12 protein-coding genes and 1 pseudogene are annotated in these 15,209 nt (G+C 72.0%); 1 reads left to right on the top strand and 12 read right to left on the bottom strand.

All coding sequences use genetic code 11. From position 1 onward, the window contains the following. Window positions 1-3: 3 nt before the first annotated feature. The 7 genes from topA to bldG form a co-directional block, all read right to left on the bottom strand. Window positions 4-2,847, bottom strand: a complete 2,844-nt coding sequence (topA, locus tag ACFC02_RS13675) for a type I DNA topoisomerase (protein ID WP_376356101.1) — start codon at window positions 2,845-2,847, stop codon at window positions 4-6. 266 nt (window positions 2,848-3,113) lie between these two features. Then, a complete protein-coding gene (locus ACFC02_RS13670; RefSeq protein WP_376356099.1) occupies window positions 3,114-3,311 on the bottom strand; it encodes a hypothetical protein in 198 nt (65 codons plus the stop codon). A 249-nt stretch (window positions 3,312-3,560) separates the two neighbouring features. Continuing rightward, window positions 3,561-5,105: a methyltransferase gene (locus tag ACFC02_RS13665; RefSeq protein WP_376356097.1), complete on the bottom strand. Its 1,545-nt coding sequence runs from the start codon at window positions 5,103-5,105 to the stop codon at window positions 3,561-3,563. A 168-nt stretch (window positions 5,106-5,273) separates the two neighbouring features. After that, window positions 5,274-5,888, bottom strand: coding sequence for a small secreted protein (locus tag ACFC02_RS13660; protein WP_376356095.1), 615 nt, complete (start codon window positions 5,886-5,888; stop codon window positions 5,274-5,276). 195 nt (window positions 5,889-6,083) lie between these two features. Beyond that, window positions 6,084-8,492: a sodium-translocating pyrophosphatase gene (locus tag ACFC02_RS13655; protein ID WP_376356093.1), complete on the bottom strand. Its 2,409-nt coding sequence runs from the start codon at window positions 8,490-8,492 to the stop codon at window positions 6,084-6,086. Between the two features lie 406 nt (window positions 8,493-8,898). Next, entirely contained in the window at window positions 8,899-9,330 is a 432-nt protein-coding gene (locus ACFC02_RS13650) for an ATP-binding protein (RefSeq protein WP_376356091.1), read from the bottom strand. 104 nt (window positions 9,331-9,434) lie between these two features. Next, window positions 9,435-9,776, bottom strand: coding sequence for an anti-sigma factor antagonist BldG (gene bldG / locus ACFC02_RS13645; protein WP_009189842.1), 342 nt, complete (start codon window positions 9,774-9,776; stop codon window positions 9,435-9,437). 81 nt (window positions 9,777-9,857) lie between these two features. On the opposite strand from bldG, the gene ACFC02_RS13640 reads away from it, so the two are divergent. Next, window positions 9,858-12,344: a DEAD/DEAH box helicase gene (locus ACFC02_RS13640; protein ID WP_376356089.1), complete on the top strand. Its 2,487-nt coding sequence runs from the start codon at window positions 9,858-9,860 to the stop codon at window positions 12,342-12,344. A gap of 20 nt (window positions 12,345-12,364) precedes the next feature. Here ACFC02_RS13640 and ACFC02_RS13635 read toward each other — a convergent pair. The 5 genes and pseudogenes from ACFC02_RS13635 to ACFC02_RS13615 all read right to left on the bottom strand — a co-directional run. After that, window positions 12,365-12,709 (bottom strand): annotated as a pseudogene (locus ACFC02_RS13635) (Rv3654c family TadE-like protein); the annotation flags it as partial. Next, a complete protein-coding gene (locus ACFC02_RS13630) occupies window positions 12,706-13,131 on the bottom strand; it encodes a TadE family type IV pilus minor pilin (protein WP_376356087.1) in 426 nt (141 codons plus the stop codon). The pseudogene ACFC02_RS13635 and the gene ACFC02_RS13630, both read right to left, overlap by 4 nt. Window positions 13,132-13,165: 34 nt before the next feature. Further along, window positions 13,166-13,378 (bottom strand): DUF4244 domain-containing protein, encoded by a 213-nt coding sequence (locus tag ACFC02_RS13625; RefSeq protein WP_360971425.1) that lies wholly within the window; start codon window positions 13,376-13,378, stop codon window positions 13,166-13,168. A 133-nt stretch (window positions 13,379-13,511) separates the two neighbouring features. Beyond that, window positions 13,512-14,318, bottom strand: coding sequence for a type II secretion system F family protein (locus ACFC02_RS13620; protein WP_376356086.1), 807 nt, complete (start codon window positions 14,316-14,318; stop codon window positions 13,512-13,514). Beyond that, window positions 14,315-15,208 carry a type II secretion system F family protein gene (locus ACFC02_RS13615; RefSeq protein ID WP_376356166.1) on the bottom strand — a complete coding sequence of 298 codons (894 nt, stop codon included), beginning with the start codon at window positions 15,206-15,208 and terminating at the stop codon, window positions 14,315-14,317. The genes ACFC02_RS13620 and ACFC02_RS13615 overlap by 4 nt, the downstream gene beginning before the upstream one ends. Between the last annotated feature and the right edge of the window lies 1 nt (window position 15,209).

The following is a 15,209-nucleotide window of genomic DNA, read 5'->3' as shown; positions in this document are numbered from 1 at the left end:
GGCTCAGTCCTCGGCCGTCGCCGTCCGGGAAGCCGTCGCCTTCTTGGCGGTGGTCTTCTTGGCGGCCGTCTTGGCCGTGGTGGTCTTCTTCGCCGTGGTCTTCTTGGCCGCCGTCTTCTTCGCGGCCGTGGACGAGGTCGTCTTCTTCGCGGTCGTCTTCTTGGCGGCGGCCTTCTTCGCGGTCTTCTTGGCCGGGCCCTTGGCGCGCTTCTCCGCCAGCAGCTCGAACCCGCGTTCGGGAGTGATCGTCTCGACGCTGTCGCCCGAGCGCAGGGTCGCGTTGGTCTCGCCGTCGGTGACGTAGGGCCCGAAGCGGCCGTCCTTGACCACGACCGGCTTGCCGCTGACCGGGTCCTCGCCCAGCTCCTTCAGCGGCGGCTTGGCCGCCGCACGACCGCGCTGCTTGGGCTGGGCGTAGATCGCCAGCGCCTCCTCCAGCGTGATCGTGAAGAGCTGGTCCTCGGACTGCAGTGAACGCGAGTCCGTGCCCTTCTTCAGGTACGGCCCGTAGCGGCCGTTCTGCGCGGTGATCTCGACGCCTTCGGCGTCGGTGCCGACGACGCGCGGCAGCGACATCAGCTTCAGCGCGTCCTGGAGGGTCACGGTGTCCAGGGACATGGTCTTGAAGAGCGACGCCGTGCGCGGCTTGACCGCGTTCTTGCCCGTCTTCGGGGTGCCCTCGGGGAGGATCTCCGTGACGTACGGGCCGTAGCGGCCGTCCTTGGCGACGATCTGGTGGCCGGTCTCCGGGTCGGCGCCCAGCTCGAAGTCGCCGCTCGGCTTGGCGAGCAGTTCCTCGGCGAGTTCGACGCTCAGCTCGTCCGGGGCCAGGTCGTCCGGGATGTCTGCGCGCTGGTGCTGCTCGGTGTCCTTCTCGCCGCGCTCGATGTACGGGCCGTAGCGGCCCACGCGCAGCACGATGCCGTTGCCGACCGGGAACGACGACACCTCGCGCGCGTCGATCGCGCCCAGGTCGGTCACCAGTTCCTTGAGGCCGCCGAGGTGGTCCCCGTCGCCGTTGCCGGCGTCCGCGGCACCGCCCTCGCCCGTGCCTTCACCGAAGTAGAACCGCTTCAGCCACGGCACGGCCCGCGCCTCGCCGCGCGCGATGCGGTCGAGGTCGTCCTCCATGCGGGCGGTGAAGTCGTAGTCGACGAGCCGGCCGAAGTGCTTCTCCAGGAGGTTCACCACGGCGAAGGACAGGAAGGACGGCACGAGCGCCGTGCCCTTCTTGAACACGTAGCCGCGGTCGAGGATCGTGCCGATGATCGACGCGTACGTCGACGGGCGGCCGATCTCCCGCTCCTCCAGCTCCTTGACCAGGCTGGCCTCGGTGTAGCGGGCCGGGGGCTTGGTCGCGTGCCCGTCGACCGTGATCTCCTCGGCGGTCAGCGCGTCGCCCTCGGCGACCTGCGGCAGACGGCGCTCGCGGTCGTCCAGCTCGGCGTTCGGGTCGTCGGCGCCCTCGACGTACGCCTTCAGGAAGCCGTGGAAGGTGATCGTCTTGCCGGACGCGCTGAACTCGACGTCCCGGCCGTCGGCCGCCCTGCCGCCGATCTTCACGGTGACCGAGTTCCCGGTCGCGTCCTTCATCTGGGAGGCGACGGTCCGCTTCCAGATCAGCTCGTAGAGCTTGAACTGGTCGCCGGTCAGACCGGTCTCGGCGGGCGTGCGGAAGCGGTCGCCCGAGGGACGGATCGCCTCGTGCGCCTCCTGCGCGTTCTTGACCTTCCCGGCGTACGTGCGCGGCTGCGGCGGCAGGTAGTCGGCGCCGTACAGCTGCGTGACCTGGGCGCGGGCGGCGCTGATCGCCGTGTCGCTCAGGGTGGTGGAGTCCGTACGCATGTACGTGATGTAGCCGTTCTCGTACAGCTTCTGCGCGATCTGCATGGTGGCCTTCGCGCCGAAGCCGAGCTTGCGGCTGGCCTCCTGCTGCAGCGTCGTCGTACGGAACGGGGCGTACGGCGAGCGGCGGTACGGCTTGGACTCGACGGAGCGCACGGAGAAGTCCGTGTTCTCCAGGGCGGCGGCGAGCGCACGCGCGTTCACCTCGTCGAGGTGGAGGGTGTTCGCGCTCTTCAGCTGCCCCAGCGAGTCGAAGTCACGGCCCTGCGCGACGCGCCGGCCCTCGACCGTCTGCAGGCGCGCGACCAGGGACGACGGGTCCGACGAGTCGCCCGCGCGGCCGGTCGCGAAGGTGCCCGTCAGGTCCCAGTACTCGGCGGAGCGGAAGGCGATGCGCTCGCGCTCCCGTTCGACCACGAGCCGGGTCGCGACGGACTGGACGCGGCCGGCGGACAGCCGCGGCATGACCTTCTTCCACAGGACCGGCGAGACCTCGTAGCCGTAGAGGCGGTCGAGGATGCGGCGGGTCTCCTGGGCGTCGACCAGCTTCTGGTTGAGCTGGCGCGGGTTCGCGACGGCGGCCCGGATCGCGTCCTTGGTGATCTCGTGGAAGACCATCCGCTTGACCGGGATCTTCGGCTTCAGCACTTCCTGGAGGTGCCACGCGATGGCCTCGCCCTCGCGGTCCTCATCGGTGGCGAGGAAGAGTTCGTCGGAGTCCTTCAGCAGGTCCTTGAGCTTCTTGACCTGGGCCTTCTTGTCGGCGTTGACCACGTAGATCGGCTGGAAGTCATGTTCTACGTCCACACCGAGGCGGCGGACCTCGCCGGTGTACTTCTCGGGGACCTCCGCGGCCCCGTTGGGAAGGTCACGGATGTGCCCGACGCTCGCTTCGACGACGTAGCCGGGGCCGAGATAGCCCTTGATCGTCTTCGCCTTGGCAGGCGACTCGACGATGACGAGTCGGCGGCCGCCCTGTGCGGTCTCGCTGGTCGGGGACAACTTCGCTCTTCTCTCCGGTCGACGCTGGGTCTCGCTGTGTCTCGCTGGGTCCCCCCGGGCTGTGGATTCCCGGGGCCGGGCAGTGCTGACGCTGCGGAGTGTGACGGTACATCCCGCCCCCGTGTCAAACGGGAAAAGCCCGCAACGGCCACTCGAACGGTAACCCGACTACCGCCCTTCCTGCCGCCCGGAGTGTCCACGGGCCCGTTCGGGCGGATGCGGAAGGTGATCTGCCGGATACGGAGGGCGGAGCGCCGCGTCGGTTCTCACACACCCGTCAGGCACCACGCCCCGAGCACGAGGGACCCCAGGGCGATCACGGTCGCGAGGGCCGCCGACACGGTCTGGCGCATCCCGAGGGCGACCGGCTCCCGGCGCCGCGCCCGGACCGCCGTCCACACCAGCAGGGCCGCTCCGAACAGGGCGAACACCGTCCCCACGAAGATCGCCGGACCGCTTTCCATCTACGTGCCCTCCCGCCCCGGATGCCCCCGGACGGGGAGGCTGGCACCCCCGGGCGGCGATCCGGCCAACCCCGAGTGAACGCCGGACGGCCGGACGGCCGCGCGGCTCGGCGGACGACGGTCCGCGGGGCGCGGGGCAGCCGGTGGGGGATGACCGAAAAATGGCCGAGGAAACGGTGTGCGGCACCACCCCCGCGACCGCCACGCCCCTCGTACTGCAACGGTCTACAACCCTGCGGGCCAACACACCTAGCCCGCAGGCTCCCACTGCGCCGGCTCCAGGAAGCCCTGCTCCACCAGCAGCCGGATCTGGGCCGGCGTTCGGTCGCGCAGCACCACCGGATCCTCGCCGACCAGCTGGGCGATGGCGTCCAGGATGCGGCCGGCGCTCAGCGTGCCGTCGCACACACCCGCGAAACCGGCACCGACCGTGTCCACCGCGGTGGCCCGGCGCATGCCGCGGTGCTGGCGCAGCACCACGTGCTCGGGATCCTCCGCACCGGGCAGCCCGACCTGCTCCTGCACGACTTCCCGGGCGAGCCGGAAGTGCCCGTCGAGCAGCGCCGCGTCGTCGTGTTCCCGCAGGTAGTCGAGACGGGCGAAGTGCGCGCGCACGGTGTCGCCGAGCGGCTGCTCGACCGGGTGCGGCCACTCCTCCGCGGTGACCGAGGGCAACGCGGAACCCGTCCTGCGCAGGGTGATCCAGCCGAACCCCACGGCCTTCACCTTGCGCGCCTCGAACTCCTCCAGCCAGGCGTCGTACCGCGCCTGGTACTCCGCCGGGTCGCCGCGGTGGTCACCGGCGTCCCTCAGCCACAGCTCGGCGTACTGCGTGACGTCCTGCACCTCGCGCTGCACGATCCACGCGTCGCACCCGCGGGGCACCCATGACCTGAGTCTGTCCTGCCAGTCCTCCCCCTCGACGTGCTGCCAGTTGGCGAGGAACTGCGCGAACCCGCCCTCGTTCAGCCGCTCCCCCGCCTGCTGAACGAGCGTGCGGCACAGATCGTCCCCGCTCATCCCGCCGTCGCGGTACGTCAGCCGGGCGCCCGGCGAGATCACGAAGGGCGGGTTGGACACGATCAGGTCGAACGTCTCGTCGTCGCGGACGGGTTCGAACAGCGAACCCTCCCGCAGGTCGGCGGCCGGGGCCCCGGACAGCGCGAGGGTGAGGGCGGTGATGTGCAGCGCGCGCGGGTTGAGGTCCGTCGCGGTCACGCGCGTGGCGTGCCGGCTCGCGTGCAGCGCCTGGATCCCGGAACCGGTACCGAGGTCGAGCGCGGAGCCGACGGGCGTGCGGACCGTGATGCCGGCCAGGGTCGTGGAGGCGCCGCCGACGCCGAGCACGACGCCCTCGTCCTGGCTGCCGATGCCTCCCGCGCCGCCGACCGCACAGCCCAGGTCGGAGACGATGAACCAGTCCTCGCCGTCGAGCCCGCCGTACGGCCGTACGTCCACCGTCGCGGCCACCTCGTCGCCGCCCACGCGCGTCAGCCAGCCGGTCTCCAGGCAGGCCTCGACGGGTAGGACGTCCGCCACGCGCGCGTGGGGCACGGGCTGCTGCAGCAGGAAGAGCCGGACGAGCAGTTCGATCGGCGTGTCCCCGCGCGTGGCCCGGAGCGCGGGCACGGTCTCGCTGCGGGCCAGCGCCGCGTACGCGGGCGCGCCGAGCAGTTCGAGCAGTCCGTCGGCGGTGAACGACGCGCCGAGCAGGGCGTCCCTGAGCCGGGCTGCGACGTCCGGGCGGTCGGCAGCGGGCAGGGCGGTCGGGGCGGGCAGGCTGGAGTCACTCACGCACCCATTGTGTCGGCTCCCACCGACATCGCGCGCGCGTCCGGCCCGCCCCGGGCTCCGCGTCCCGTCTCCACGTCCGCCTACGGGACGGACCGCGCCGGGGCGAGCGCCGTCAGGGGCAGCCCAGCAGCCGCTCGCCGGGGAAACTCAGCCGATCGACGGGGAAACTCAGCCGTTCGACGGTGAGGCGGTCGCGGAGGAGGCCGTGGTCGAGGCCGACTTGCAGCTCGGCTGGGTCGCCATCGCCTTGCCGACGTCGCCCTCCTCCAGGTTCTTCAGCGCGTCGTTCCCGGTCTTGCTCAGCTTGTCCAGCTGGGTGGCGATGTCCTTGAGCCCGTCCGCGAACTTGGCCTGGTCCTTGGTGTCGAGCTTGTCCACCTGCTGCTTGAGCGAGGCGTACGAGGTGCCGAGGTCGTTGAGTTCCTTGACCGCGTCCTGCTGCTTCTTCTGGCCGCCCTCGACGTCGGGCGCGCCGGCCTTGTTCACGGCGGCGCCGATCGCCTTGTAGGCGTCGGACATGTCCTGGAAGGCCTGGGCATCGGTCTCCTGGACCGTCTTCGTCGGCGTGTTGTCCGAGGTCTGCTTCTGGATCGCGGCGCTGGCGGCCTGGATCTTCTTCGCCTGCGGCTGGACTCCGTCGCACACCTGTTTGGCCCAGGTGTCCAGGGCGTCGTTCTTGCCGTCGTCGCTGCTGCCGGAGCATCCCGTCAGTGCCAGTGCCAGTACCGCACCGCCGGACAGTGCGGCCGCGAGCTTCTTGTTCACCGGATCGGTCCCTTCCATGGCTCTCGGCCCCGGAACATACACGTCGTTCGGTCACGGCCAGGGTTCGATCCAGGGTTTGATCACCCCTTATCCGCCGTCTTGACGCCATTTGCACCAAGCGAGAGAAGGCTCACGGACGCCGCACACACAGTGGGCGGGCGACGCGTCGAACGCGCCGCCCGCCCACTGCCGAGCCGACCTGCCCTGCGGCCCCTACGAGACCACCGCGGGGTCCGCCGGCTTGGCCACCCGTTCGGCACTGTCCTCGTCGTCCCCGACGGCGATCCCGCGCCGCTTGGAGACGTAGACCGAGCCGACGATGACGACCAGCGCGAGGATCGCGATCAGGATCCGTACGCCGATGCTCTTGTCGTTGCCGTAGGAGAACTTGATGACCGCGGGCGCGATGAGCAGCGAGACGAGGTTCATCACCTTCAGCAGCGGGTTGATCGCCGGTCCCGCGGTGTCCTTGAACGGGTCGCCGACCGTGTCGCCGATCACCGTGGCGGCGTGGGCCTCACTGCCCTTGCCGCCGTGGTGCCCGTCCTCGACCAGCTTCTTGGCGTTGTCCCAGGCACCGCCGGAGTTGGCGAGGAACACCGCCATCAGCGTGCCCGCCCCGATGGCGCCCGCGAGGTACGCGCCGAGCGCGCCGACGCCGAGCGTGAACCCGATGAAGATGGGGGCCATCACGGCGAGCAGTCCGGGCGTGGCGAGTTCGCGCAGGGCGTCCTTGGTGCAGATGTCGACGACCTTGCCGTACTCCGGCTTCTCGCTGAAGTCCATGATCCCGGGCTTCTCGCGGAACTGCCGCCGCACCTCGAAGACGACCGACCCCGCCGACCGCGAGACCGCGTTGATCGCCAGCCCCGAGAAGAGGAAGACGACCGCGGCACCGGCGATGAGCCCGACCAGGTTGTTGGGCTGCGAGATGTCCATGATCAGGGTCATCGGCGCACCGGCCCCGGACAGCTTCGCGCCGACGTCGCTCGCGCCGGTGGTGATGGCGTCCCGGTAGGACCCGAAGAGCGCCGACGCCGCCAGGACCGCGGTGGCGATGGCGATGCCCTTGGTGATGGCCTTGGTGGTGTTGCCGACCGCGTCCAGGTTGGTGAGCACCTGGGCGCCCGCGCCCTCGACGTCGCCGGACATCTCGGCGATGCCCTGGGCGTTGTCGGAGACCGGACCGAAGGTGTCCATGGCGACGATCACACCGACCGTGGTGAGCAGGCCGGTGCCGGCCAGCGCCACCGCGAACAGCGCCAGCATGATCGACGTGCCGCCGAGCAGGAACGCCCCGTACACCCCGAGCCCGATCAGCAGCGCGGTGTAGACGGCCGACTCCAGGCCTACGGAGATGCCGGCGAGGACGACGGTGGCAGGGCCGGTGAGCGAGGTCTTGCCGATGTCGCGGACCGGCCGCCTGCTGGTCTCGGTGAAGTAGCCGGTCAGCTGCTGGATCACCGCGGCCAGCAGGATGCCGATGGCGACCGCGACCAGGGCGAGGACCCGCGGGTCGCCGCTCTTGGCGCGGATCGCCGCGTCGGTGACGCCGGTCAGGTCGGCGTAGGACGACGGCAGATAGGTGTAGACGGCCGCCGCGACCAGGGCGAGCGAGATCACCGCGGAGATGAAGAAGCCGCGGTTGATCGCGCTCATGCCGCTGCGGTCGGCGCGTCGCGGTGCCACCGCGAAGATGCCGATCATGGCGGTGATCACGCCGATCGCCGGGACCAGCATCGGGAAGGCGAGCCCGTCGTTGCCGAAGGCCGCCTTGCCGAGGATGAGCGCGGCGACCAGCGTGACCGCGTACGACTCGAAGAGGTCTGCCGCCATGCCCGCGCAGTCGCCGACGTTGTCGCCCACGTTGTCGGCGATGGTCGCGGCATTGCGCGGGTCGTCCTCCGGAATGCCCTTCTCGACCTTGCCGACCAGGTCGGCGCCGACGTCGGCGGCCTTGGTGAAGATGCCGCCGCCGACACGCATGAACATGGCGATCAGCGCGGCGCCGAGGCCGAAGCCCTCCAGCACCTTCGGCGCGTCCGCCGCGTACACGAGCACCACACAGGAGGCGCCCAGCAGGCCGAGCCCCACCGTGAACATGCCGACGACGCCGCCCGTACGGAAAGCGATCTTCATCGCTTTGTGCGAGACGGTGGTGAGATCTTTTTCCGGTTCGCCCCGGGCGGGAGTCGCCTCCCGGGCCGCGGCGGCGACACGCACATTGCTGCGCACGGCGAGCCACATGCCGATATAACCGGTGGCCGCCGAGAACCCGGCCCCGATCAGGAAGAACACCGACCGTCCGGCGCGCTGATTCCAGTCGTCGGCGGGCAGCAGCAGGAGCAGGAAGAACACCACCACGGCGAATACGCCGAGGGTGCGCAGCTGACGGCCCAGGTACGCCTTGGCGCCTTCCTGGACCGCTTCCGCGATCTTCTTCATGCTGTCGGTGCCCTCGCCTGCCGCGAGCACCTGGCGCACCAGGACGCCTGCGACCACGAGCGCGGCCACCGCGACGACGGCGATCACCGCCACGATGATCCGATTGTCGTTGGTCAGTACCGCGGCTGCGAAAGTTGTGGGTTGAACCGACTGATGAGGGGTAAAAAGCCCCGCCATTCGTCCTCCTTGACGCTTGGGCTGAGCTCAAGATGTGGACGGATTGTAGGTAGCGGAAGCGGATCTAAACAGTGTGCGGTAAATGGAATCAGCCTGCACACGCCTCCCAGCAAATGATCGCCGGGCGCCATGGAACCCGAAAGCGGTAATGCCTCAAAAGCATTGACCCTTGATCCATTATCAGGCTATCGATCGTGAATGAATTCACGAAAGGATGGCAGGCCTACTGTATCCGCGCTTCGGAACCCGGACCGGGACACGTCGAAGGGCCCCCGGACATGCCGAAGACCCCGGACACGTCGAAGGGCCCCGGACATGCCGAAGGACCCCGCGGGTGCGGGGCCCTTCACAATGGTTCGGAACCGTTCGGAACGGTCTGTGCCGTACGGGTCGGCACGGGTCCGGCTCAGGTGAGCACGACGTCCGGCGGCGCGGTCGGCCAGGTCATCTTGATCTGCCCGCCGTCCTCCCCGGCCGAGACCCGCACGTCGTCGACGAGGCCGCTGATGACCGCGAGGCCCATCTCGTCCTCCTCGGCCTCCGCGTCGTCCACGGCACCCGGGGCCTCCCCCGGGTGGTGAGGGGCATGCCTGGCTTCGTCGCCGACCTCGATGGAGAACTGCTTCTCCTCCTCGGTCAGCACCACCGTCACCGGCGCGGCGATCCCGCCGCTCTGGTGCAGTCCGACGGCACGGGAGCAGGCCTCGCCCACGGCGAGCCGGACCTCGTCGAGAACGGCCTCGTCGACCCCGGCCCTGCGCGCCACCGCTGCCGCCACCAGCCGGGCGGTCCTGACGTGCTCCGGCAGCGCGCTGAAGCGGAGTTCGACGGTGGCCATGCATCCCCCTAGGAGCTACGGGTTGCTGTCGCGGGGCCGGGCCGCCGAGGGCGGGCCCCCCGCATGAACTTCTTCCGCCCCGGACACCGGCCCGGGGCCGGCGGTCAGTCGGTGGCCGCCACCGCCTCGTCGACCGAGGTGTGGATGGGGAACACCTTGGTCAGACCGGTGATGCGGAAGATCTTGAGAATGCGCTCCTGGTTGCAGACCAGGCGCAGCGAGCCCTCATGGGCCCGCACTCGCTTCAGGCCGCCCACCAGCACGCCGAGCCCGGTGGAGTCGAGGAAGTCCACGCCCTCCATGTCGACGACGAGGTGGAAATTCCCGTCGTTCACCAGCTCGACCAGCTGCTCGCGCAGCTTGGGCGCGGTATATACGTCGATTTCGCCACCGACCTCGACGACCGTACGATCGCCGACGGTACGGGTCGACAGGGACAGGTCCACGGATCCTCCAGCACCTTGCTATCGAGCGGTCGCCCCTCGGGCACCTCGGCTTGAAGCCCCCAGGACGGTTCGCCAGCCGCGATGGCATTCAATCACTTACCGGCAGGCGTGCACGACGCCTTGGCTCCATTGTCCGTCACGCCGGTGACACACTCGGTGCCAATGGCCAAGAATCACCGATCCGATCGAACCCCGACGGACCACGCAACCCGCCTGTCGCCGGGCGCGGTTCTGGACCGGCTCGCCTCCGGGCCGAGCCGGGCTGCGCGCATCACTCATACGGAGCACTTGCCCCCGCGGGCGGGTCGCCATGCCGTCTGGCCCGATCGGATTCGACCGGAGGTCGTCGCAGCCGTCCAGGCGTGCGGCGTCGAACACCCCTGGGCCCACCAGGCGCGCGCCGCCGAGCACGCCCTGGACGGCGAATCCGTGGTGGTCGCCACCGGCACGGCGTCCGGCAAGTCGCTCGCCTATCTGGTCCCGGTGCTGTCGACGCTGCTGGAGGGCTCCGAGGCCGCCAACGGCCGGGGCGCCACCGCCCTCTACCTGGCCCCCACCAAGGCCCTGGCCGCCGACCAGTGCCGTGCGGTGCGGGAACTGGTCCGGCCGCTCGGCACCGCGGTACGTCCCGCCGTGTACGACGGCGACACGCCGGTCGAGGAACGCGAATGGATCCGCCAGTACGGCAACTACGTCCTGACCAATCCCGACATGCTGCACCGCGGGATCCTGCCGTCCCACCCCCGCTGGTCCTCCTTCCTGCGCGCCCTGAAGTACGTCGTCATCGACGAGTGCCACACCTACCGCGGTGTCTTCGGCTCCCACGTCGCCCAGGTCCTGCGCCGACTGCGCCGGCTGTGCGCGCGCTACGGCGCCTCCCCCGTCTTCCTGCTGGCCTCGGCGACCGCGGCCGAGCCGTCGGTGGCGGCCCGCCGTCTCACCGGCCTGCCCGTGGTCGAGGTGGCCGACGACGCCTCACCCAGAGGGGAACTGGTGTTCGCGCTCTGGGAGCCGCCGCTCACCGAGCTGCACGGCGAGAAGGGTGCCCCGGTCCGCCGCACGGCCACCGCCGAGACCGCCGACCTGCTGACCGACCTGACCCTCCAGGGCGTGCGCTCGGTCGCCTTCGTCCGCTCCCGGCGCGGCGCCGAACTGATCTCGGTGATCGCCCAGGAACGGCTGGCGGAGATCGACCGGCCGCTGGCCCGGCGCGTCGCGGCCTACCGGGGCGGCTACCTCCCCGAGGAGCGCCGCGCCCTGGAACGGGCCCTGCACTCCGGCGAGCTGCTGGGGCTGGCCGCCACGACCGCCCTGGAACTCGGCGTGGACGTGTCCGGTCTGGACGCCGTGGTGATCGCCGGATACCCGGGCACCCGCGCGTCCCTGTGGCAGCAGGCGGGCCGGGCGGGCCGCGCCGGGCAGGGCGCCCTGGCGGTGCTGGTCGCCCGCGACGACCCGCTGGACACCTTCCTCGTCCACCATCCGGAGGCCCTGTTCGACCAGCCGGTCGAGTCCACCGTCCTCGACCCCGACAACCCCTACGTCCTCGCCCCGCACCTGTGCGCCGCCGCCGCCGAGCTGCCGCTCACCGACGAGGACGTCGAACTGTTCGGCCCCGCGTGTCCGGAGCTGCTGCCGCAGCTGGAGGCGGCGAAGCTGCTGCGCAGGCGGGCCACGGCCTGGCACTGGACACGCCGGGAGCGGGCCGCGGACCTGACCGACATCCGCGGCGAGGGCGGCAGGCCGGTGCAGATCGTCGAGGCCGGCACCGGACGGCTGCTCGGCACGGTCGACGAGGCCGCCGCGCACACGAGCGTCCACGAGGGCGCGGTCCACCTGCACCAGGGCCGCACGTACCTGGTGCGCTCGCTCGACCTGGACGACTCGGTCGCCCTGGTCGAGGAGGCGAACCCGCCGTACACGACGGTCGCCCGCGACACGACGGCGATCTCCGTCCTGGAGACGGACGTCGAGGTGCCCTGGGGGCACGGCCGTCTGTGCTACGGCTCCGTCGAGGTCACCAACCAGGTGGTCTCCTTCCTGCGCCGGCGGGTCATCACGGGTGAAGTGCTCGGTGAGACGAAACTCGACCTCCCTCCTCGTACGCTGCGCACCCGCGCGGTGTGGTGGACGGTCACCGAGGACCAGCTCGACGAGGCCCGGATCAATCCGGAGATCCTCGGCGGCGCCCTGCACGCCGCCGAGCACGCGTCGATCGGCATGCTGCCGCTCTTCGCCACCTGCGACCGCTGGGACATCGGCGGTGTCTCCATCCCGCTGCACCCCGACACGCTCCTGCCGACCGTCTTCGTCTACGACGGCCATCCCGGCGGCGCGGGCTTCGCCGAGCGTGCCCTCCACACGGCCCGCGAGTGGCTCACCGCCACCCGTGAAGCCATCGCCTCCTGCGAGTGCGACGCCGGGTGCCCGTCCTGCATCCAGTCCCCCAAGTGCGGCAACGGCAACGACCCGCTCCACAAGAGAGGCGCCGTCCGGCTGCTGACGGTGCTGCTGAAGGGGGCGCCGGACAGGCCCGCCGAGCGGAAGGAGACCGCTCCCCACCGGTGAACGCCGGTGCCGGTGCCCCCGGGAGCCGACGGGCCCGCCCGCGCCCGGACCCGCGCCGCGAACGGCCCGCCTCCCGAGGTGGCCGTCACGTCCGAGATGTCACCCGTGATCACGCACCGGACGAGGTGGGCGCGCTGCGCCTGTGCCACCCGGTCCGCGCGGGCACAGGCCGCGCCGCCGCCCTCCGCCCAGTGGTCCGCGGCGGCCAGCGCCGCCAGGTCGGCGGCGCCGGCCGCGCGGTGCCGGGCGACCACCGCCTGCCCCAGCGCCAGGCCGATGCCGAACACCGCGCACAGCAGGGCGATCACCCCTACGCTCCACACGGTGGCGGAGCCACGGTCGCGCTCCTGGAAGCGGCGCTTCACGGTCCCGCCCCTCGCCCCGGCCCGGCCGCCGCCGGTCCCGCCGCCACCGTCTCCTCCGTCTCCGCCACGGCCTCCTCCCGGAGTCGGAAGGACAGCAAGCCCAGCCCCGGTGGCGCGGCGGTGACGACCACATGGACGCGCTCTCGCCGCCGGGACACCGTGATCTTCGCTCCGCGCGGTGCCGTCTCGCGGGCCACCTCGACGACCGCGCCGTCCGGGTCCTGCCGGGCCGCCGCCCGCGCGCCCGCCCGCGCCGCGTCCACGCACTCGATCTGGGCGAGCACGACGAGCAGCCCCCACACCAGCGTGGTCACCACCAGCACCAGCACGGGCAGGACCATGGCGGCCTCCGCCGTCACGAACCCCCGGTCACCCGCTGCCACGTGGCCCCGGCCGCCGGCAGGCCGGTCACCCGCTGCCACCGGTTCCAGGTCGGCACCGTGCCCGCCCCGTCGCTCACACCCGCGCACTGAGGGCTCGCTTCACGATGTTCTGGAGCTCCGTCTTGACCTGCCCGCTCGTCACCACCTCGTACAGCAGCACGGCGAACGCCACCGCCGCGATGATGCCCATGGCGTATTCGGACGTGACCATTCCGGCGTCCTTGCGCATACGGCGCAGAGCCCGCCGCCCCAGCCCACGCAGCCGGACCCGCACCTTCGCGTCCATCTCAACCGTGTTCGTCTCAGCCGTGTTCGTCTCAGCCGTGTTCGTCTCGACCGTGTTCATCTCAACCCCCGTGAGGTGTCGTTCCGTTGTCCAGTCATCGATCGCGCGTTCGTGACGCGCACTCCACGTCCCGTCAGCCACCTCCGCCTCTCCACATCCCGCCCGCCAGGCCGATCACCACGGGCAGCACGCCGACCGCGACGAAGGCGGGCAGGAAGCACAGCCCCACCGGGGCCGTGACGAGCACCGCGGCCTGCCGGGCCCGGGCGGTGGCGGCGCGACCGCGGTCGGCGCGGACGTCGGCGGCCAGCCGGGCGGCCGGTCCGGCGGCGGGAAGCCCGGACTCGCCGGCCCGCTCCAGCAACCGCGCCAGGGATCCGGCCCCCGGCATCACGGCGAGGCCGCGCCAGGCGTCGACGGGTCCGCCGCCCAGCCGCACCTCCGCGGCTCCCAGCGTCAGCGCTTCCCCGACAGGGCCGCCGAGGGCCTCGCCCACCGCCTGGGCCGCGATCACCGGACCCGCCCCGGCCGCGATGCAGGCGGCCAGCAGATCGGCGGCGAGGGGGAGCTGCCGGGCGGCTTCGCCCGCCTCACGCTCGGTCCCCGGCCGCCGCGCGGCCCGCTGTCGCCACCGCCACAGCCCGGCCGCGCAGACCAGTCCGGCCGCGGCACCGGCGAGCCCGCCGAGCAACGCCCACCCCGCGCCCGCGACCGCCGCCAGGGGAACCCACAGCCGTAAGACGTGCGGCCCCCCGGCCCGCACCGGCGCTCCGGTCCCCGCGGGCTCCGCGCGGGGCGTGACCGCCGCCTCCAGCAGGGCGGCCGTACGCCGCCGCACGCGCCGCTCCCGGCGCGCCGTCTCCAACCGCCGTGCCACCGACGCGAGGAGCGCCGCGGTACCCAGAACCATCCCCAGCCTGTGGACGACCTCCGCGCTCATGCCGCCTCCGCCCGTCGCACGATGCCCAGGGCCCACCACAGCCCCAGACCCTCCAGCACGCCGCCGACGGCCAGGCAGACCAGGCCCGCCCCGGTGTGCAGCAGCACGTGCAGCGGGTCGGCGCCCATGGCCGTACCGAGCAGGAGTCCGAGGGCGGGCAGTCCGGCGAGCATCACCGCCGTGGCCCGCGCGCCCGCCAACTGGGCCCGTAGGTCCGCACGCTGGTCGCGGTCCGCACGCAGCGCCCCTTCCAGCCGGTCGAGCCCCGCGGCCAGGCCCGCGCCCTGATCGACGGCCACCCGCCAGCACGCGGCGAGCCCCCGCAGTCCCTCGGCGCCCGGTTGCCGGGCCGCGGTGGCGAGCGCACCGGGGACGTCCCCGCCGAACCGGGCCGCCGCCAGTACGGCCGCCTGGGCGTCCCCGAAGCCGTCCGAGTCCCGAGCGGCGCACAGCAACGCCTGGCCCGGCTGCCGCCCCGCGCGCACCTCCCCGGCGAGCGCCCCGCACAGGGCGATCACCGCGTCCGCCCGCTCCTCCCGGGCCAGGCGGGCGGACCGGGCCAGCCGGGTCCGGCGCAGTACCGGCACCCCGGCCGCTCCCGCGAGGACCGGCAGCACCGAGGCGCCCAGCACCCCCAGCAGCAGTCCACCGGCCAGCGCCCACCACTCGGCCCGCACCCGCCTGCGCAGCCGGGCCAGTTCCCCGCGGGCCCGTTCCCCCAGCGGCGGGCCGGGGACCACCGCCCCGCCGCCGGCGAGCAGCAGACGCGCCCGCCGCCCTCCGGAGTGCCACCCACCCGGTTGCCTGGCGGCCAGCCAGGCGCACACCAGGGCCGCCGCGGTGAACACCGCTTCCGTCCCTCCCGGCGGCCCCAGGCCCCACTCGCCCATC

It is taken from the genome of Streptomyces sp. NPDC056160, from assembly GCF_042268205.1.
In the GTDB taxonomy this organism is placed as follows: domain Bacteria; phylum Actinomycetota; class Actinomycetes; order Streptomycetales; family Streptomycetaceae; genus Streptomyces.
The sequence above is the reverse complement of the archived record's forward strand: the minus strand, read 5'-3'. Positions and strand labels throughout refer to the sequence as shown.